At 71.8% G+C, this 18,357-nt stretch carries 19 protein-coding genes; 7 read left to right on the top strand and 12 right to left on the bottom strand.

Going from position 1 to position 18,357, the window contains the following annotated elements:
- Positions 1-66: 66 nt before the first annotated feature.
- The 7 genes from ACFVDM_RS19140 to clpS form a co-directional block, all read right to left on the bottom strand.
- Positions 67-1,017: a PLP-dependent cysteine synthase family protein gene (locus tag ACFVDM_RS19140; protein ID WP_383640781.1), complete on the bottom strand. Its 951-nt coding sequence runs from the start codon at positions 1,015-1,017 to the stop codon at positions 67-69.
- Positions 1,017-1,295: a MoaD/ThiS family protein gene (locus ACFVDM_RS19145; RefSeq protein ID WP_383640784.1), complete on the bottom strand. Its 279-nt coding sequence runs from the start codon at positions 1,293-1,295 to the stop codon at positions 1,017-1,019. The genes ACFVDM_RS19140 and ACFVDM_RS19145 overlap by 1 nt, the downstream gene beginning before the upstream one ends.
- Positions 1,296-1,408: 113 nt before the next feature.
- Entirely contained in the window at positions 1,409-1,534 is a 126-nt protein-coding gene (locus tag ACFVDM_RS19150; RefSeq protein WP_383640787.1) for a putative leader peptide, read from the bottom strand.
- Between the two features lie 121 nt (positions 1,535-1,655).
- On the bottom strand, positions 1,656-2,087 hold the full coding sequence (locus tag ACFVDM_RS19155) for a Mov34/MPN/PAD-1 family protein (RefSeq protein WP_383640790.1): 432 nt from the start codon (positions 2,085-2,087) through the stop codon (positions 1,656-1,658).
- Between the two features lie 77 nt (positions 2,088-2,164).
- A complete protein-coding gene (locus tag ACFVDM_RS19160; protein WP_383640793.1) occupies positions 2,165-3,607 on the bottom strand; it encodes an amino acid permease in 1,443 nt (480 codons plus the stop codon).
- A gap of 164 nt (positions 3,608-3,771) precedes the next feature.
- On the bottom strand, positions 3,772-4,356 hold the full coding sequence (locus tag ACFVDM_RS19165; RefSeq protein WP_383640795.1) for a DUF2017 domain-containing protein: 585 nt from the start codon (positions 4,354-4,356) through the stop codon (positions 3,772-3,774).
- A 50-nt stretch (positions 4,357-4,406) separates the two neighbouring features.
- Positions 4,407-4,721 (bottom strand): ATP-dependent Clp protease adapter ClpS, encoded by a 315-nt coding sequence (gene clpS, locus ACFVDM_RS19170; RefSeq protein ID WP_383640798.1) that lies wholly within the window; start codon positions 4,719-4,721, stop codon positions 4,407-4,409.
- A 101-nt stretch (positions 4,722-4,822) separates the two neighbouring features.
- Here clpS and ACFVDM_RS19175 point away from each other — a divergent pair, with 101 nt between their 5' ends.
- Positions 4,823-6,151 (top strand): nicotinate phosphoribosyltransferase, encoded by a 1,329-nt coding sequence (locus ACFVDM_RS19175; RefSeq protein ID WP_383640801.1) that lies wholly within the window; start codon positions 4,823-4,825, stop codon positions 6,149-6,151.
- 180 nt (positions 6,152-6,331) lie between these two features.
- The gene (locus ACFVDM_RS19180) at positions 6,332-6,916 is read left to right on the top strand and encodes an isochorismatase family protein (protein WP_383640804.1); all 585 of its coding nucleotides are present in this window, start codon (positions 6,332-6,334) and stop codon (positions 6,914-6,916) included.
- A gap of 60 nt (positions 6,917-6,976) precedes the next feature.
- Here the strand turns inward: ACFVDM_RS19180 and ACFVDM_RS19185 are convergent, their stop codons facing one another.
- Positions 6,977-7,309, bottom strand: coding sequence for a hypothetical protein (locus tag ACFVDM_RS19185; protein ID WP_383640807.1), 333 nt, complete (start codon positions 7,307-7,309; stop codon positions 6,977-6,979).
- Between the two features lie 124 nt (positions 7,310-7,433).
- Positions 7,434-9,830, bottom strand: a complete 2,397-nt coding sequence (locus tag ACFVDM_RS19190) for an immune inhibitor A domain-containing protein (protein WP_383640809.1) — start codon at positions 9,828-9,830, stop codon at positions 7,434-7,436.
- Between the two features lie 367 nt (positions 9,831-10,197).
- On the opposite strand from ACFVDM_RS19190, the gene ACFVDM_RS19195 reads away from it, so the two are divergent.
- The gene (locus tag ACFVDM_RS19195; protein ID WP_383640812.1) at positions 10,198-10,512 is read left to right on the top strand and encodes a hypothetical protein; all 315 of its coding nucleotides are present in this window, start codon (positions 10,198-10,200) and stop codon (positions 10,510-10,512) included.
- A 42-nt stretch (positions 10,513-10,554) separates the two neighbouring features.
- On the opposite strand, the gene ACFVDM_RS19200 is transcribed toward ACFVDM_RS19195, so the two are convergent.
- Together ACFVDM_RS19200 and ACFVDM_RS19205 are read right to left on the bottom strand one after the other, a co-directional pair.
- Positions 10,555-11,205 (bottom strand): RDD family protein, encoded by a 651-nt coding sequence (locus ACFVDM_RS19200; RefSeq protein ID WP_383640815.1) that lies wholly within the window; start codon positions 11,203-11,205, stop codon positions 10,555-10,557.
- Between the two features lie 80 nt (positions 11,206-11,285).
- Entirely contained in the window at positions 11,286-12,821 is a 1,536-nt protein-coding gene (locus ACFVDM_RS19205; RefSeq protein WP_383640817.1) for an RDD family protein, read from the bottom strand.
- Positions 12,822-13,053: 232 nt separating this feature from the next.
- On the opposite strand from ACFVDM_RS19205, the gene ACFVDM_RS19210 reads away from it, so the two are divergent.
- A complete protein-coding gene (locus ACFVDM_RS19210) occupies positions 13,054-13,530 on the top strand; it encodes an SsgA family sporulation/cell division regulator (RefSeq protein WP_383640819.1) in 477 nt (158 codons plus the stop codon).
- 112 nt (positions 13,531-13,642) lie between these two features.
- Here the strand turns inward: ACFVDM_RS19210 and ACFVDM_RS19215 are convergent, their stop codons facing one another.
- Entirely contained in the window at positions 13,643-15,010 is a 1,368-nt protein-coding gene (locus ACFVDM_RS19215) for an FAD-binding oxidoreductase (protein WP_383640822.1), read from the bottom strand.
- 97 nt (positions 15,011-15,107) lie between these two features.
- Here ACFVDM_RS19215 and ACFVDM_RS19220 point away from each other — a divergent pair, with 97 nt between their 5' ends.
- The 3 genes from ACFVDM_RS19220 (at position 15,108) to ACFVDM_RS19230 (ending at position 18,293) form a co-directional block, all read left to right on the top strand.
- Entirely contained in the window at positions 15,108-16,826 is a 1,719-nt protein-coding gene (locus tag ACFVDM_RS19220; protein WP_383640825.1) for a tetratricopeptide repeat protein, read from the top strand.
- 106 nt (positions 16,827-16,932) lie between these two features.
- The gene (locus tag ACFVDM_RS19225; RefSeq protein WP_383640828.1) at positions 16,933-17,508 is read left to right on the top strand and encodes a Uma2 family endonuclease; all 576 of its coding nucleotides are present in this window, start codon (positions 16,933-16,935) and stop codon (positions 17,506-17,508) included.
- Positions 17,509-17,753: 245 nt separating this feature from the next.
- The gene (locus tag ACFVDM_RS19230) at positions 17,754-18,293 is read left to right on the top strand and encodes a hypothetical protein (protein WP_383640830.1); all 540 of its coding nucleotides are present in this window, start codon (positions 17,754-17,756) and stop codon (positions 18,291-18,293) included.
- Positions 18,294-18,357: the final 64 nt, after the last annotated feature.

An 18,357-nucleotide genomic window follows, 5' to 3' on the forward strand; every position in this document is an offset into this window, starting at 1 on the left:
ACGGCGGACGCCGGGGGCCCGGACCGTGTCGGTCGCGGGCCCCCGGCGTCCGGGGGTGTGCTCGGCTCAGGCCCAGAGCTGGCCGTGGAGCGTTTCGATGGCGGCCTCCGTCGTGGGCGCGGTGTAGACGCCCGTCGAGAGGTACTTCCATCCGCCGTCGGCGACGACGAAGACGATGTCGGCCGACTCGCCGGCCTTGACCGCCTTCTTCCCGACGCCGATCGCGGCGTGCAGCGCGGCGCCGGTGGAGACGCCGGCGAAGATGCCCTCCTGCTGGAGCAGTTCGCGGGTGCGGGTGACGGCGTCCGCGGAGCCCACCGAGAAGCGGGTGGTGAGGACGGAGGCGTCGTACAGCTCGGGGACGAAGCCCTCGTCGAGGTTGCGCAGGCCGTAGACCAGGTCGTCGTAGCGCGGCTCGGCGGCGACGATCTGGATGCCGTCGACGCGCTCGCGCAGATAGCGGCCGACGCCCATCAGGGTGCCGGTGGTGCCGAGCCCGGCGACGAAGTGGGTGACGGACGGGAGGTCGGCGAGGATCTCCGGGCCGGTGGTGGCGTAGTGGGCGCCCGCGTTGTCCGGGTTGCCGTACTGGTAGAGCATGACCCAGTCCGGATGCTCGGCGGCCAGCTCCTTGGCGACGCGGACGGCGGTGTTGGAGCCGCCGGCGGCGGGCGAGGAGATGATCTCGGCGCCCCACATGGCGAGCAGGTCGCGGCGCTCCTGGGAGGTGTTCTCCGGCATCACGCAGACGATGCGGTAGCCCTTGAGCTTGGCCGCCATGGCGAGCGAGATGCCGGTGTTGCCGCTGGTGGGTTCGAGGATGGTGCAGCCGGGGGTGAGCCGGCCGTCCTTCTCGGCCTGCTCCACCATGTGGAGCGCCGGGCGGTCCTTGATCGAGCCGGTGGGGTTGCGGTCCTCCAGCTTGGCCCAGATGCGGACGTCGTCCGACGGTGACAGCCGCGGCAGGCGGACGAGCGGGGTGTTGCCCACTGCGGCGAGCGGGCTGTCATAGCGCATCAGTTCATGCCGCCGGCGACGGCCGGGAGGATCGTGACGCTGTCGCCGTCGCTGAGCTTGGTGGAGATGCCGTCGAGGAAGCGGACGTCCTCGTCGTTGAGGTAGACGTTGACGAAGCGGCGGAGCTGTTCGCCGTCGACGATGCGCTCCCGGATGCCGGCGTGGCGGCTCTCCAGGTCGGTGAAGAGCTCGGCAAGGGTGTCCCCGGTGCCTTCGACGGCCTTCGCGCCGTCGGTGTAGGTGCGGAGGATGGTCGGGATGCGGACCTCGATGGCCATGGCATGGGCTCCTGTCGAAGCGGAGAGGTGGCGTGGGCGCGCGGCTCTGCCCCCGCGCGGGGGTCGGTGCGTGAAGGACGGCGCCCGGTGGGCGGGGCCGTGTCCCGGCCTGCTCAGCCCTCGCGGCCGGCGGTCCGGTCGTACGTACAGATCGCGCTCGCGAGTCGGCACAGGTCGACGTGCAGGCGCGCCACGAGCAGCATGCCCGGCGTCTTGTCGCTCACGTCAGGGAGAACCATGCGCTCATCGTATCGATTCCCGGTGCCGGATCCGGAATGTGATCTCACCTGGTGGATGTCCGGCGTTCGACAGGTGGACAGGGCCGCTGCGGGCGGCCCTGTCCGGAGCCCGCCGGAGGGGTCAGGACGCGGGGTGGGCGTCGACGACCCGGACCTCCTCCTCGGTGATCTCGCCGTCCACGATGCGGTAGGAGCGGAACTGGAAGGGTCCGGCACCGTCGGTGTCGGCGGTGGAGACGAGGACGTAGTGGGCGCCCGGCTCGTTGGCGTAGGTGACGTCGGTGCGCGAGGGGTAGGCCTCGGTCGCCGTGTGCGAGTGGTAGACGATCACGGGCTCCTCGTCGCGGTCGTCCATCTCGCGGTAGAGCTTGAGGAGGTCGGAGGAGTCGAACTCGTAGAACGTGGGCGAACGCGCGGCGTTGAGCATCGGGATGAAGCGCTCGGGGCGGCCGGTCCCGGCGGGTCCGGCGACCACGCCGCACGCCTCGTCGGGGTGGTCGGCGCGGGAGTGCGCGACGATCTGGTCGTACAGCGCCTGGGTGATGGTCAGCATGGCGCCCAGGATAGGAGACGGGCGCCCGCGTACCGAGGCGTGGTACGCGGGCGCCCGCATGCTGGGACATGGGCGTCTCAGCGGCCGGTGAAGGCCTTGCCGCGCGGGTTGCGGGCCCGCAGGACCAGGTAGGAGACGCCGAGGAGCAGGGCCCAGAGCGGGGCGCAGTAGAGCGAGATCCTGGTGTCCTCGTCGATGCCCATCATGACGATCACGACGCCGATGAAGGCGAGGGCGAGGACGCTGGTGTACGGGGCGCCGGGGGTCCGGAACGGGGAGGCCGGCAGGAGGCCGCGGTCGGCGAGGCGGCGGTAGCGGAGCTGGCTGACCAGGATCATGATCCAGGCCCACATGCCGGAGATGGTGGCGAAGGAGACGACGTAGGTGAAGGCGTCGCCGGGCCACTGGTAGTTGATCCAGACGCCGACGAGCATCAGGGCGGCGGAGAAGGTGGTGCCGACGAGGGGGGTGCCGCCCGGGGTCAGCCGGGTGAAGAGGGCGGGGCCCTGTCCGTTGAGCGCGAGGTCGCGCAGCATGCGGCCGGTGGAGTACATGCCGGAGTTGCAGGAGGAGAGCGCGGCGGTCAGCACGACGAAGTTGACGATGCCGGCGCCGAGGCCGAGGCCCATCCTCTCGAAGGCCTCGACGAACGGGGAGACGTCCGGGGAGAACTCCGTCCAGGGCACCACGGACAGGATCATGACCAGGGCGCCGACGTAGAAGACGGCGATGCGCCACGGCACGGTGTTGATCGCCCTGGGCAGGACGGTCGCCGGGTTCTCCGCCTCGCCCGCGGTGACGCCGACGAGTTCGACGGCGAGGAAGGCGAACATGACGATCTGGAGCGTCATCAGGGTGCCCTTGACGCCGTGCGGGAAGAAGCCGCCGTCGGCCCAGAGGTGGCTGAGGGAGGCGGTGTCGCCGGCGTCGGAGAAACCGAGGGTCAGGATGCCGGCGCAGATGAGGATCATGCCGACGATGGCGGTGACCTTGACCATGGAGAACCAGAATTCGAGCTCTCCGAAGACTTTGACGGAGATGAGGTTCGCACCGTAGAGCAGGACGGTGAAGGCGAGCGCGGAGACCCATTGCGGGAGCGCGAACCAGAAGGTCATGTACTGGGCGGCGGCGGTGACTTCGGTGATCCCGGTGACGACCCAGAAGAGCCAGTAGGTCCAGCCGGTGACGAATCCCGCGAAGGGGCCGACGAATTCGCGGGCGTACTCGGAGAAGGAGCCCGAGACCGGGCGGTACATGAGGAGTTCGCCCAGGGCCCGCATGATGAGGAAGATCACCAGACCGGCCACGGCGTAGGCCAGGACGAGGCTGGGTCCGGCCTTGGCGATGGCCTTGCCCGCGCCGAGGAAGAGTCCGGTGCCGATGGCTCCGCCGATGGCGATCATCTGGATCTGGCGGGCGCCGAGGGCTCTGCGGTAGCCCTCGGCGGGCGCGGCGGTGTCCGGGGCGGACGCGGGGTGCGGACCGTCCTGGCCCTGGTCGTCGATCTGCGCCGATGTCATGGGCGTACCCGCCTTTCTCCATGATTGCGGCGAGCAGTATGGAGCGCGCGGCGCGGGAAAAGGCGGATAAAAGGCCCGGTTGCGGGAAGAGTGACTTATCAGGTGAGAGGACCGCGTTCCGGCTTGCGGAATCCCGGGCGGCATGCCAAGGAGCCGGACGGGCGCTACGGCATCAGCGTCTCGATGAGGGTCTCCTGGAGGCCGCCGAGCCAGAGGTAGGCCATCACCATGGGCTTGCGCGGATCGCTGTCCGGCAGCCGGTAGAGGGAGCCCTCCTGGCCGTCGTCCTCGTCGGAGACCTCCAGCCGGGTGCCGATGGTGAGCCGGAGGTCGTTGAGGGAGCCCAGCCAGTGGCGGCAGCCGTCGGCGTCGAGGGTGAGGACGGCCCCTCCGTCCCCGTCCGGGGTCAGCGCGTCCAGCGACCGCACCACCGCGAGGGCGTCGTCGCGCTTGCGGGTGCGCAGGTCGTTCTCGGTGAAGCGGCGGAACTCGGCGGAGGCGGCGCGCAGTTCACTGTCCTCGTCGCCGTAGGCCTCGGGGAAGAGGCGGGCGAGGGCGGGGTCGGAGGGCGGCTCGCTGGGCCCCTCGGCGAAGAGCGCGGCGAGCGGGTCCTCGCCGTCGGCGGGCGCGTCGCCGGGGCCGATGAGCTCCAGCAGCTGGACGGCGAGGGAGCGCAGGATCGCGATCTCCACCTCGTCGAGCGCGACGGCCGCGCCGCCGCCGGGGGTGGCCTCGAAGTGGCCGGCCATGGGTTGACTCCGATGGTGGTCGGGCGGGTCGGACGGGGCGGTGCGGAGGGTCAGTTGCGGTCCTGGGTGAGCGTGGCCCACAGTCCGTAGCCGTGCATGGCCTGGACGTCGCGTTCCATCTCCTCGCGGCTGCCGCTGGAGACGACGGCGCGGCCCTTCTGGTGGACGTCCAGCATCAGCTTGTGCGCCTTGTCCTTGGAGTAGCCGAAGTAGGCCTGGAAGACGTACGTCACGTAGCTCATGAGGTTGACCGGGTCGTTGTGGACCAGCGTCACCCAGGGGACGTCGGGCTCGGGGACGACGAGGTTCTCCTCGGCCGACTCGGGACGTTCGATCTCTGCGGGGGCGACACTCACTCCACCCATGCTGCCACTCCGGGGGGCCCGGCGCACAAACGGCCCCGCGCCGCGCCGGGTCCCGAACCCCCATCTCGTCACTTTGACGAAATAGGGGTAGCATCCCCGGCATGAACTCAGCGGACCTCGGGCGACGGGTCGGTGTGCCGTCGACCGCGCTCTTCACGGACCAGTACGAACTCACGATGGTGCAGGCCGCGCTCAAGGCCGGCACCGCCGGCCGGCGCTCGGTCTTCGAGGCGTTCACCCGCCGGCTGCCCGAGGGGCGGCGCTACGGCGTCGTCGCGGGCATCGGCCGGGTGCTGGACGCCGTGGAGAACTTCCACTTCGACGACGAGATGCTCGGCTTCCTGCGCGACCAGGACATCGTCGACGGGCCGACGCTCGACTATCTCGCCGACTACCGCTTCGGCGGCGACATCTGGGGCTACCCGGAGGGCGAGGTCTACTTCCCCGGCTCGCCGATCCTGCGCGTCGAGGGCTCCTTCGCCGAGTGCGTGCTGCTGGAGACGGTGATCCTCTCCATCCTCAACCACGACTCGGCGATCGCCGCGGCGGCCTCGCGCATGTCGGCGGCGGCCGGCGGGCGCGGTCTGATCGAGATGGGGGCCCGGCGCACCCACGAGCTGTCCGCGGTGGCCTCGGCGCGCGCCGCGTACGTCGGGGGCTTCGACACCACCTCCGACCTGGCGGCGGGTTTCCGCTACAACATCCCGACGGTCGGGACGAGCGCCCACGCCTTCACCCTGCTGCACGACTCCGAGCGCGACGCGTTCCGGGCCCAGGTGGACTCGCTGGGCCGGGGCACCACGCTCCTGGTCGACACCTACGACGTGGCCGCCGCGGTCCGCACGGCGGTCGAGGTGGCGGGTCCCGAGCTGGGCGCGGTCCGCATCGACTCCGGGGACCTGCTGCTGGTCGCCCACCGGGTCCGCCAGCAGCTGGACGAGCTGGGGGCGACGGAGACGAAGATCGTGGTGACCTCGGACCTGGACGAGTACGCCATCGCCTCGCTGGCCGCCGCCCCGGTGGACGCGTACGGGGTGGGCACGCAGCTGGTCACCGGCAGCGGGCACCCCACCTGCTCCATGGTCTACAAGCTGGTGGCCCGCGCGGGCTCGGCCGATCCGGCCGACGAGCTGCTTCCGGTGGCGAAGAAGTCGCTGGGCGCGAAGTCCTCCAAGGGCGGGCGCAAGTGGGCGGCGCGCCGGCTGGACGCGGACGGGGTGGCCGAGGCCGAGGTGATCGGCACCGGTCCGGTCCCCGCGGAGCTGGCCGGCCGGCAGCTGCTGACGGAGCTGGTCCGGGGCGGCGAGGTGGTCGCCCGCGAGCCGCTGGACGCGGCGCGCGAGCGGCACATCGCGGCGCGCGCGGGGCTGCCGATGTCGGCGATGCAGCTGTCGCGCGGCGAGCCCGTGATCCCCACGGAATACGTGTAGGAGGGCCCGGCGGCGGGTGGCGCGGGTGAAGCGGCCCGCGACGCCGCGGTACCCGCCGCCGGACCCTCCGAACGGGCGGAGCGGGGCGTTCCCCTCCCGAACCCGCACCGGAGTCCCTAGGCTCGAAACCACCCCCTGTCACCGCAGTCCCCTCCCCTCCCCCACCGAAGGACACCCGTCATGCACCGCGCCTTGATCGTCGTGGACGTCCAGAACGACTTCTGCGAGGGCGGGAGCCTCGCGGTGGCGGGGGGCGCCGATGTCGCCGCCGCCATCACCGACCTCATCGGCGAGGCCCAGCCCGGTTACCGGCACGTGGTGGCCACCCGTGACCACCACATCGACCCGGGCGACCACTTCTCGGCCTCGCCGGACTTCGAGCACTCCTGGCCGGCGCACTGCGTCGCCGGTACGGAGGGGGTGGGCTTCCACCCCAACTTCGCCCCCGCGGTCGCCTCCGGGGCGATCGACGCCGTCTTCGACAAGGGCGCCCACGCCGCCGCGTACAGCGGTTTCGAGGGCCTGGACGAGAACGGTGTGGGGCTGGCCCAGTGGCTGCGCGCGCACGAGGTCACCGAGGTCGACGTGGTCGGCATCGCGACCGACCACTGTGTGCGGGCGACCGCGCTGGACGCCGTCCGCGAGGGTTTCGGCACGCACGTACTGCTGGAGCTGACGGCCGGGGTCGCCGAGGCGACGACGGACCGGGCGCTGGCCGAGCTGCGGGAGGCGGGCGTGGTGCTCACCGGCAAGCCGGTGGTCTGAACCCGCCTCCGGGGCGTCCGGGGCCGTCCGAGGCCGTCGCGCGGGGCGCGGAGCGGCCTCTCAGCCCTGCCCGGCCGGTACGGCGGGCCGCAGCAGGGCCCGTATCGGGTGCCAGAGCTCCTGGGCCCGCTCGGGTCTCGCGCGCCACAGGAGCCCGTCGGGGTGGTGCAGGACGGCGGTGATCTCGTCCGGGGTGGGCGGCTCGGCGTTGCCGCGGAGATAGACGGCGCGCAGCCCCAGATTGCGCAGCCGGGTCAGGGCGCGGGCCCGGTTGGCCGCGTGCACCAGGACGCGGACGGAGGTGTCCGGTCCGTCGCCGCCCGCCGGACTGGGCAGGGTGATCGCGACGACCACACTGCCGTTCGGCAACTTGCTGAATCCTCCGCCTGCCATGCTCCGCGCTCCCCCGTGAGACATCGTGTCAATAAGAAGTTGGACAAGAGGCACCTAAACACGATCGGCCGCCGCCCGCTAGGGGGCGACGGCCGATCATGGTGTGACCTGCGGTTTTACCGGATTACTTGTGCGAGGGTCCCACCTGGACGATCATCTGCGAACCGTCGAGCGGCTCACTGAGGATCGCGATCCGGGTGTTGGTGTCAGCGACCTGCACGCTTCCGGTCTTGTTCTCCTTGTACCAGTAGGTGCCCTTGTGGTCGTCGAAGACCGGAACGCCGAGCTGCGGCCGGATCTTCGTGGCCACGTCACCGTTGTGCAGCGTGAAGCCGTCGGTGGGGTACCAGCTGAACGGAGCGTCGAAGGGCTGGATCTTGTTGCGGATGATCGAGCCGTCCGCCCACTTCAGCGGCTTGGCGTGCGCGTCGATCGGCAGGATCAGGCCCTGGCCCGGGTGGACCGAGACGTTGTTGTCCTTCTGCGAGCCGTCCCACAGCCAGATCATCAGGCCGTTCTGGTACGGGTAGTGCTCGACCCAGTCCGGACGGGTGTTGGAGAAGCCGAAGTTGTACGGGCCGACCTTGAGGGTCTGGTCGTACGAGACGTACTGGCGGTTCTCCGCGATGTAGCGCTGCGGGTAGTCCTTGGTGAAGGAGGCACCGACGCGCGAGAAGCCCTTCGCGGTCCAGCCGTTGTCGTCGCCCTCGGCGTTGTCCGAGAACAGCGCCGCGCCGTCCGCGGTGACCGAGATGGTGTCGGCCGCGAAGCCCACACCGCCCGCGCCGCCGTCGGTGGTGTAGCGGAAGCGGATGTCGATCTTCTTGCCCGCGTAGGCGTCGAGCGGGAACGACAGCTTCTGGTACTTCCCGGACACGTCGGTCAGGGCCGGCTTGTCACTGGCGTCACGCGGGAGGGCCTTGCCGTCGGCGGTGCCGTCGATCGCGGTCCAGCTGGTGCCGCCGTTGTCCGACACCTCGGTGTAGAGGTAGTCGTAGTCCTTCTCGATGTCCCACCAGCCGGCGAGGTCGAGCGTGGCCTTGGCCTTGCCGGTCAGGTCGACCGGACGCGACAGGGTGTTGTTCAGGTTGTCACCCATGTCGCTCCACCACTGCTTGGCGCCCTCGGCGGGCGTCGTGACGGCGGTGGTGACGGCCTTGTCGGGCAGCGAGACGACGAGCGCCTGCTTGTCCTTGGTGTTGTACTCGGAGACGCCCAGCTTGTGGGTCGACTTCGTCGCGGCCTTGGCCTCGGCGTAGTCGAGCCAGCCCAGCTGGAGCTTGTCCCAGGCGGTCATGTCGCCCGGCATGTCGCCGATGCTGCCCTTGCCGGTGCCGAGCCAGGAGCCCGCCGACATCAGCGACCAGAAGCCGACCGAGTTCTCGGCGGTGTTGGTCGTGTCGTACAGATCCGGCAGACCGAGGTCGTGGGCGTACTCGTGGGCGAAGACGCCCAGTCCGCCGTTCTCGGGCTGCGCGGTGTAGTCGCCGACCCACATGCCGGTGTCACCGATCTGGGTGCCGCCGGCCTTGTTCTGCTCCGGGCCGGTCGCGCCCACGTTGGTGCCGTAGGCGTACCAGCGGTGCGCCCAGATGGCGTTGGTGCCCTCGGCACCGCCGCCCGCCGACTCGTCCTCGCCGGCGTGCACGATCTGGAAGTGATCGATGTAGCCGTCGGGCTCGTTGAAGTCGCCGTCGTTGTCGTAGTCGTAGCGGTCCCACTGGTCGTACTGGGCCAGATCGGTCTTGATCTGCTCCGGCGTACGGCCCTTGGCCTTCTGGTCCGCGGCCCAGGCGTTGACGCCGTCGCGGATCATGTCCCAGGCGTTGGCGCAGTTGGTCGAACCGCAGTAGTTCGAGCCGTAGCGCGCCTCGTTGTACGGGACCTTGACCCAGTCGGAGACCTCGCCGTCGACCGAGTAGCGCCCGGAGGACGTCTTCTCGTAGTACGTCTTGAGCGAGTTGGTGCCGGCCCCCGTGCCGAAGTACAGCTCCTGGAAGTGGGCCTGGTTGTAATCGGCCTGCCAGGCGGTGCTGTTGTCCTTCTTGGGGTCCGGCTTGGCTATCGTGTTGTGCGCCGGACCGGGCGTGCCGCCGTACTTCTTGACCGGCGGCTTGGGGCCCTCGCCGTCCGGGTCGAACATGGTCGTGTTGTCGACCTGGTCACCGAACTCCACCAGGACGGTGAAGATCTTGTCGGTCTTCTCACGGCCGAGCTCGACGTACTTCTTGTCGTCGAGCTTGACGACCTGGGAGGCGCCGCGCTTGGACGCCTTCTTGTCGCCGTCCAGGACCTGCTCCAGGGCGGCCTGACGCTGAGCGTCCTGCTGCTTGCTGAACGGGCCCGCCAGGTCGTGCGTGTTGCCCTTGGCCGACCCCGGGTCACGGCGGTCGATGGCGGTGGGGGCACTTGACGCCTGGTCATCCGCCTGCGCGGTGGCGAAGGCCGACGCGGTGGCGGCGGTCGCGGCCATGGCCACGACAACCGCTCCGGTGCGAAGCGCCCGTCTCTTAATGATCACGTGATGCAGTCCTCCCCGGCGCCCGCGGCTGCGGCCTGGAGGTGTGTAGGGGCCGCGCGCGGATACGCGTCACAAGTGACGCTATTCGACCGGAGTTACAGAAGAAAAGACAGACCTTGACTTGAACAGACCAAGTGCACTATGCAGGAGATCGTTTCCGGTATCCGGACGGCCTCGCCCTTTCAACCGGCGCGCCCCGCCCCTCGATCGGCGCACGATATGACTCCATGCGCCCCCCGTGCACCGGCACCGTGGGTTAGGTCACGCTTACTAAGTGTTCCGCTCGGGCATGCACCGTCGTAGAGTCCTAGACAGCGAATACGTGTCGAGCGACCGCCCATCCGACGTCCCGAGGACGGATACCGCCATGCCGCGACCGACTGCCGCACAGCTCTTACTCGGTTCGGCGACCGTCGTCTTCACGACCCTCGCCATGCTGCTGCTGTCCGGGGCCACTTCGGGCACCGGCATCGCCCTCATCGGCACGGCCGCGCTCGCGCTCGGCCTTCTGGTGGCCGTCACCGTACCTCTCCGGACGCGTGGACGCACGGGAAACGCGGCAAGCGGCCCCCTCACCGTGCCCGTCCACCCCGCCACCGGCACCGGCCCCGACGTGCAGAGCACGATCCCGGCCGCCCGCTCCGCCGCCCCCCGCGTGGGCGAGCACTCGCTCCGGCACTGACCCCGGCGGGCCCGGCCGGCCGTCGCGCGGCCGGGCACCCCGTCAGGTGGTGACCACCACCACGGTCTTGGCCGCCTTGTCCTGGAGCCCCTGCTTGTACGGCTTGTCCGTGAACATCAGCACGATGTTGATGAGCCACCACAGGCACGGGCAGCACATCAGCGCCGGCAGCCACAGCACCACGGCCCGCAGGAAGGCACTCCCGGTGTCCGGCACCCGGCCGTCGTTGAGCATCGCCACCCGCATCTTCAGCAGCCGCTTGCCCACGGTGCGGCCGTCCTTGTGGGTGAAGTACGTGTCGTACGCGACGTAGACCACCAGCCCGATCAGCGACCAGAGCAACTGGTGGCCGCTGTACGTCTGGGCGAAGACATCGCTCACGTCGTCGTTGCCGTTGCCGTCCGAGACCTCCACCGCACCGCCCCAGGGCAGCGAGATCAGGTACAGCGGGATCGAGATGATCAGGAAGTCGATCAGCCGGGCCAGGATCCGCTTGCCGGGTTCGGCCAGCGGCGGCATGCCCGCCAGCGGATCCGCCCCGCCGTACGGACCGCCGCCCTGGCCGGGATCGTACGGCGGCGGGGGCGGCGCGCTGTCGTAGGGCGAGCCCGACGACGGCGGAGGGTCATGGGGCTTCTTGAGGAACGGGTCCTCCTCGGGCGGCTGACCGGACGTCGGCTGATCGTTGCTCATGGGGGCAGTGCACCCCGCCGCACCTTCCCCCGCAACGGCTCAGGTGCGTTCGGGGGACGCCCCGGAACCGCGCGGGGAACTCAGCCCGCCACGAAGGTGCGGGCCGCCTTGTCGTGCCAGCACTGGCGCCACGGGCGGTCGAACACGCACCACACCACGTTCACCACGCCGATCACCAGCAGGCCCAGCACCCCGTAGACCAGCCAGCGGCGCGTCGCCGCGCCGAAGCCCGGGGTGTCCTGGGACTCGATGTCCCGTACGTCGAGCCCGCAGAGCCGCTTGCCGAGCGTACGGCCCCACTTGGCGGTCGGCAGGACCTCCAGCAGGAAGCCCGCCACCAGGAAGACCGCGAGGAGCACACCCGCGTAGGTCCCGGTGGTGGAGTCCAGCAGCCAGACGGTGACGGTCTCCCCGCTCAGCTTCGCCGCGTCGATCTTGGTCTCGATGTGGTCGGCGGCCCGCGTCACGAGCGGCACGGCGGCGGCGCCGACGACCGCGCCGAGCACCACCGCGTCGATGAGCCGGGCCGCGAACCGCTTGCCCAGCGCGGCCGGACGGCCCGCCGCGCGGGCCGCCGCCATCTGCTGGAACGGGTCGTCGACAGGCGGCTTCCACGGCACCACGGGCTGCTCGGACTGCTGCTGCGGCGGCATCCCGGGCGGGGCCGTCCGCGACTGCTGCGGGAACGCGGGCTGCTGCCGCGCCGGGGGATGCGGCTGCTGCGGGGCGGGCGGTTCCGGCCGGGCCTGCTGGTTGACGTGCTGCGCCCAGGCACCGGCCCCCGCGGGCTCCTGCCCGGCCGGGGCGGGCCCGGCCTGCGGACTGGGCGCGGGCTGCGGAGTGGGCCCGACCTGCGGGGCGGCGGTCTCGGCCGGGGCCGCGGGCGGGTTGAGCGCCCGGATCGCCATCGTCCCCTCGGTGGACGGCGTCTGCGGGCCGAGCGCGCGGATCGTCACCGTGCCCTCGGCGGGCGGCTTCGGGGCGTCGGACGAGCCGCCGGGGCGGCCCGGACGCACGGCCCTGATGGCGACCGTGTGCTCGGGCGCGTCACCGGAGGCACCGTCACGGACCACGGGCGGCCCGCCCGCCGGGGGCGTGGCCTGGGCGGGCACCCGGGGATCGACGGGGGCCCGGTCCGCCGGGACGGCGTCCGCGGGCGCGGGGGCGGAGCCGGCGGGGAGGGCGCGGGCGGCAGGGGCCGGGCCGAGCGCCGGGCGGGCGTCGGCCGGGGCGGTGCCCTCGGGGGCCGCCGCGGGTCCCTCGCCGGAGCGGCCGCCCCAGGAGACCCGGCGGTCGTGGTCGCCGCCGAAGCCGGACTGCCGGGAGGCGTCGGCCTTCCAGGCGGAGGCCGGTTCGGGACGGCTGTCCCGCGGCTCCTCGTCGAAGAAGACCGGTCCGGTCTCCTCGACCGCCGCGGGCGCGGGAGCGGGAACCGGGGCGGGCGGCTCACCGGCGGGGGCGGCGGGCATGGGCTCGCCCTGGCGCGGGGCGGGGCGGCTGGTGCCGGGCACCCAGGAGGCGCCGTTCCAGTACCGGACGTATCCGGGAATGGACGGGTCGGGGTAGTACCCCTCGCGGGGGGTGTCGTCACCGGGTGCCGGGGTTGGGGCGCTCATCACCGTGGTCCCGTATCTCTTCGAGGCGTTGGACCGGCCGCCCGGTCCTCATACATAGGGTCCACATCTACCAGACACCCGCCTCCCACCGGGCGGGTCCCGGGGTTTGGGCCCCTTTCCGGGCACCCCGAAATATTTTTCCCGAAGTCGCGTAATGGATGACGGGGAGGGCGCTCTCTCCCTGTGCGGGCGGTCGTGGGACCGGCCCACAGGCACCGAAAGGACGCACCTGATGAACACCGTCGTGGAACGTGAGCTGGAGCTCAAGCTGGTTCTTTCGCCGGAGCGCAGCATCCCCGTACCGGCCCGGCTGTCGTACCGGACCGAGGACCCGTACGCCGTGCACATCACCTTCCACATCGGCTCGGACGCCCCGGTGCACTGGACGTTCGCCCGCGATCTGCTGGTCGAGGGGGTGTTCCGGCCGTGCGGGCACGGGGACGTGCGGATCTGGCCCACCAAGATCGACCGGCGCAGCGTCATCTGCGTGGCGCTGACCTCGCCCGACGGCAACGCCCTGCTGGAGGTTCCGTCGGCGGCCGTGGCCGCCTGGGTGGAGCGGACGCTGCGGATCGTGCCGCCGGGGACGGAGGCCGGCCGGCTCGGGATCGACGACGCGCTGGCCGAGCTCCTCGCCCCGCTGCCCGCCGACGACCTGTGGATGAGCGACCCCTGGCCGTCGGACGAGTCGCAGGACGGGGAGGGTTGAGGGGGTCGGGTGGCGGGCGGCGGGGCGCGGCCGGGGCCGGTGGCCCCGGAGCCCGCTCTCTCGGGGCCTGTCCGGCCCTTTCCGTCGTCGCCCGTGGGGCGGCCGCGCGCTGTCAGAAGACCTTGCCCGGGTTGAGGAGGCCGAGCGGGTCGAAGGCGTGCTTGACGCCCTGGTGCAGTTCGAGGGCCACCTCGCCGAGTTCGCGGGCCAGCCACTCCTTCTTGAGGACGCCCACACCGTGTTCGCCGGTGATGGTGCCGCCGAGTTCCAGGCCGAGCGCCATGATCGCGTCGAAGGACTCGCGGGCCCGGCGCGACTCGTCGGGGTCGGTGTGGTCGAAGCAGACGACGGGGTGGGTGTTGCCGTCGCCCGCGTGCGCGCAGACGCCGATGGTGAGGCCGTACTTCGCGGCGATGTCCGCGGTACCGTCCAGCATGGCGCCGAGCTTCGAGCGCGGGACGCAGACGTCGTCGATCATCGTGGCCGAGCTGACGGTCTCCAGGGCGGTGAGCGACATCCGGCGGGCCTGGAGCAGCAGTTCGGACTCGGCGGTGTCCTCGGCGGGAACGACCTCGGTGGCCCCGGCGGCGGTGCAGAGGGCGGCGACGGCGGCCAGGTCGGCGGTGGGGTCGGGGGTGTCGAAGGCGGCGAGCAGCAGCGCCTCGGTGGTCTCGGGGAGGCCCATCTGCGCCAGGCGGTTGACGGCCTGGACTGTTGTGCGGTCCATCAGTTCGAGGAGTGACGGGGTGTGGCCGTCCTCCATGATCCGGCAGACGGCGTCGCAGGCGCTCGCCGCGCTGGGGAACTCGGCGGCCAGGACGAGTTGCCGGGGCGGTCGCGGCTTGAGCGCGAGGACGGCCTTCACGACGACGCCCAGGCTCCCCTCGGAGCCGACGAAGAGCCGGGTCAGGTCGTATCCGGCGACGCCCTTGGCGGTGCGCCGGCCGGTGCTGAGGAGGCGTCCGTCGGCGAGGACGACGTCGAGCCCGAGGACGTATTCGGCGGTGACCCCGTACTTCACGCAGCACAGACCGCCTGACGCGGTGCCGATGTTGCCGCCGATGGTGCACATCTCCCAGCTGGAGGGGTCCGGCGGGTAGTACAGGCCCCGGTCCTCGACGGCCCGGGAGAGCACGGCGTTGACGACGCCCGGCTCGACGACGGCGACGCGGTCGACGGTGTCGATCTCCAGGATGCGGTCCATCTTGACCAGCGAGAGCACGATGCAGCCGTCCGTGGCGTTGGCGGCGCCGGACAGTCCGGTGCGGGCGCCCTGGGGGACGACGGGGACGCGCAGGGCCGTGGCGGTGCGCATGACGTGCTGGACCTGCTCGACGGTGCGGGGCAGTACGACGACGGCCGGGGCGCCGGCCTCGCAGAAGCTCGCCATGTCGTGGGCGTAGGAGGCGGTGACGTCCGGGTCGGTGATCAGGGCTTCGGCCGGCAGGCCCGCGCGCAGCAGTTCGAGAAGATCGTCCATGATCCAAGACTGGCACCCGGGCCCATTGGTGTGAACCCGTCGGCGGTGGCCATCGCAAGGCGCGGTGTGCTCTTCGTACTGACGCAGAGTGATCGGCATGGACGTCACGCCACAGCAGCCGCCCGCGGCCCCCGGGCCGGACCACTCCGCCCGCGCCTCAAGCGATCCGCCGTACGACCCCGCGGGGCACCGCCCGCACGATCCCGGCGACCTCGCCGATCCGCCGCCCGTCTCGCTGCGCACCACGCTGCGCAGGGCGGCGTTCGGGGTGGTGGCGGGGGCGGTGCTGGTGACCGGGGCGGTGGTCGCGGTGCCCGACGAGGACGGGGACGCGGCGCCGCCGGTCCCGGGGCCGGTCGCACGGGCGATGGGCGCGACGGCGGCGGGCTCCCCCGCCTCGCTCGCCGATCTGAAGGCCCTGATCGGGGACCGGCGGTCCTGGGTGGAGACGCATCCCTCGGACGCGGCGTCCTGGGCGGTGCTCGGTACGGCGTACGTGGGGTGGGGGCGCGGGGCCGCCGATCCGGGGGCCTTCCCGCGGGCCGAGCAGGCGCTGAAGCGGTCACTGTCCGTGCGGCCGGGCGAGAACGGCAACGAGGCGGCCTGGGTGGGCCTGGCCGCGCTGGCCAACGCCCGCCACGACTTCGTGACGGCGAAGAAGTGGGGTGAGACGGTCCGGACCCGGCGGCCCAAGGAGTGGACCGTCTATCCGGAACTGATCGACGCCTACAACGGCCTGGGCGAGTACACCTCGGCGACCAAGGCCGCCGAGAAGTACGCGGCGCTGCGCTCCGGCGTGCCCGCGCTCGGGCGGACGGCGGACATGTACCGGGTGCGGGGCTGGCGCGAGGACGCGCTGGCCACCGCGCAGGACGCCGCGGGCCGGGCGAAGACCCCGGCGGAGAAGGCGGCGTGCCTGTCCCGGCTGGGCGATCTGGCGTGGGAGCGCGGGGAGCCCGAGGAGGCGGTCGCCCAGTACGGCGCGGCCCTGCGCACCGACGCCTCGCACCATCCCGCGCTGGCCGGCCGGGCCCGCGCGCTGGCGGCCCTGGGCCGCACCGACGAGGCCCAGCGCGACTACCAGGCCGCGCTGAGCAAGGCGCCGGGGCCGGAGTACCTGCTGGAGCTGGGCGAGTTGTACGAGTCGCTGGGGCTGGACGGTGATTCGGTCAACCAGTACACCCGGCTGCGCGCGGCACTGGCGAAGGCGGAGAAGCAGGGGGTCGACACGTCCCTGCTGCTCGGCCGCTTCGAGGCGGCGCACGGCGACGCCTCCGCGGCGGTGGAGCTGCTGCGGGCGGAGTGGGACCGGGGGCACCACAGCGCGGAGGTGGCCGACGCGCTGGGCTGGGCGCTCCAGCGTTCGGGCGACCCGGACGGGGCGCTGGAGTACGCGCAGCGGGCGGTGGACTCGGGCGGGCGGAACGCCTCGTTCGCGTACCACCTGGGCATGGTCCAGCGGGCGTTGAACGACGTCGGTCCGGCGCGGCGCCATCTGGAGGAGGCGCTGCGCACCAACCCGCACTTCTCTCCGCTGGACGCGCCCCGGGCACAGGAGGCGCTGGACACGCTGGGGCAGCCCCCGGCGGGCGGTCCGGGCGAGGCCCCGGCAGCGCCCGATCCGGGACCGTCGGCGCAGCCCTCGTCGGCGCCCCGGGAGGACGCGCCCGACCCGGCGGCACCGGCCGTGGAGGCCCCGCAGGCACCGGGCGAGGCCCCGGCCCCGGCAGCGGGCGCACCCGGACAGCGGGCCGGAACGGGCGCGCCGACCCCCACCGCCCCACCGGTGTCCACCGCTCCGCCGACGGGCCGCTGACCCGATCCCCACCCCCACGCCCGACGGGCGGGCCGGAGATCCGGCCCGCCCGGCCGCGTCTCTTCGGCCGGACGCGGACACGGTCACAGCCTCTATCATCGACCGTATGAATGACACCGTGTACGGTCATTTGCGCAAGTTTGCCGCAGAACTCACCGTGCCCGCTGGTCTGGAGTACCCCGAGATCAGCCACGGCGAGATCGTCATGATGATGTCCCCGGTGAAGCGGCACGAACTCGCGGCGCTGCGTCTGCGGCGGCAGCTCGACGCCCAACTGCCCGACGGTGTGGTGGCCCACACGGGTGGAGACGTCGAGGACCAGGTGCTCGGGGTACTGCGACGCCCCGATGTACTCGTGATCCCCGAATCGGTGCTCGAAGAGGGAGACGAACGGGGCATCGACCCGTCGGACGTCCTCCTGGCCGCAGAGATCGTCTCGCGGTCCAACCCCGAGAACGACTACGTCGCCAAGATGCGCGACTACCCCGCCATGCGCATCCCGCACTATGTGATCGTCGACCCGCGCGCCGGAATCGTTCTGCATCATTGGAAACCGGTCGGCAGCGGCGGCGACGCCCGGTATGCCAACACCGTGGAGTACGCGTTCGGCGACATCGTCACGGTCGGCGAGTGGACCGTCGACACCAGTGTTTTCCTGCGTTACGCACCCGAGAACGAATAGCGGGACCGCAGGGACCGAGCCGGGCCTGTCCGAAGCCGACCACGACCGCCGGGGACCACCCGTGACGGAAGGGGTTCGCGCACGAGGCTTCCGCGTCACCGGTATCGTGCGCTCATTCGATCTTCGGGCGACCGCAGCGAACCCGCCCGTGCGCGTTCCGGCGAGGTCGACGTCAAGGTCTGCCACGACACCGAACGACGGGCGGGCCGGAATCGACCGGCCCGCCGGGGTCTTGGGGGGGGCACGTGAACAGAACGACGTGGATCGCATGGGTACTGGCGGTCATTGCCGTGGGAGCCACTGGCTGCGACACGGGCGGCACGGGCGCCGGAACCTCCGCTCCGAAGTCGGTGGCGCCCCGGCCCCAAGGCACCGGACCTCTCCCGGAGAAGGTCGTACGCGCAGACCTCGACACCACGGCCGCGGAGGCGGGGGTCCCGAACAACGCCCCGGACTACGCCCGCTCGGCCGAGAACCGGACGGACGGCTCACTGGCCTCGTGCACCGTCGCCTTCAAGGGCTACGGGACCAAGGCCGAGCCCGCCGACCCCGCCCGCTTCGACCGAGTGGTGAGCGGGCTCCACGAACGCGACTGGCGGGAGTCCCGTCAACGGGAGGAAGACACACGCGGAGGATCCGTCGCCGAGGCCCGAGTGGTCCTCGAACAGCGCGGCTGGACGCTGATCGCGTCGTACCAGGACGTCTTGAACGGCGTGATCACCCTGCAGGCCGCCGAGGACAGCTGCGTCGAGGGCGTCGACGGCGATGTCGGGCTGTTCGGCTGACGGTCCGCCCCACGCCCGACGGGCGGGCCGGAGATCCGGCCCGCCCGTCGTCGTCGCTCCCCCG

It is taken from the genome of Streptomyces sp. NPDC057682 (assembly GCF_042799575.1).
Classification (GTDB): Bacteria; Actinomycetota; Actinomycetes; order Streptomycetales; family Streptomycetaceae; genus Streptomyces.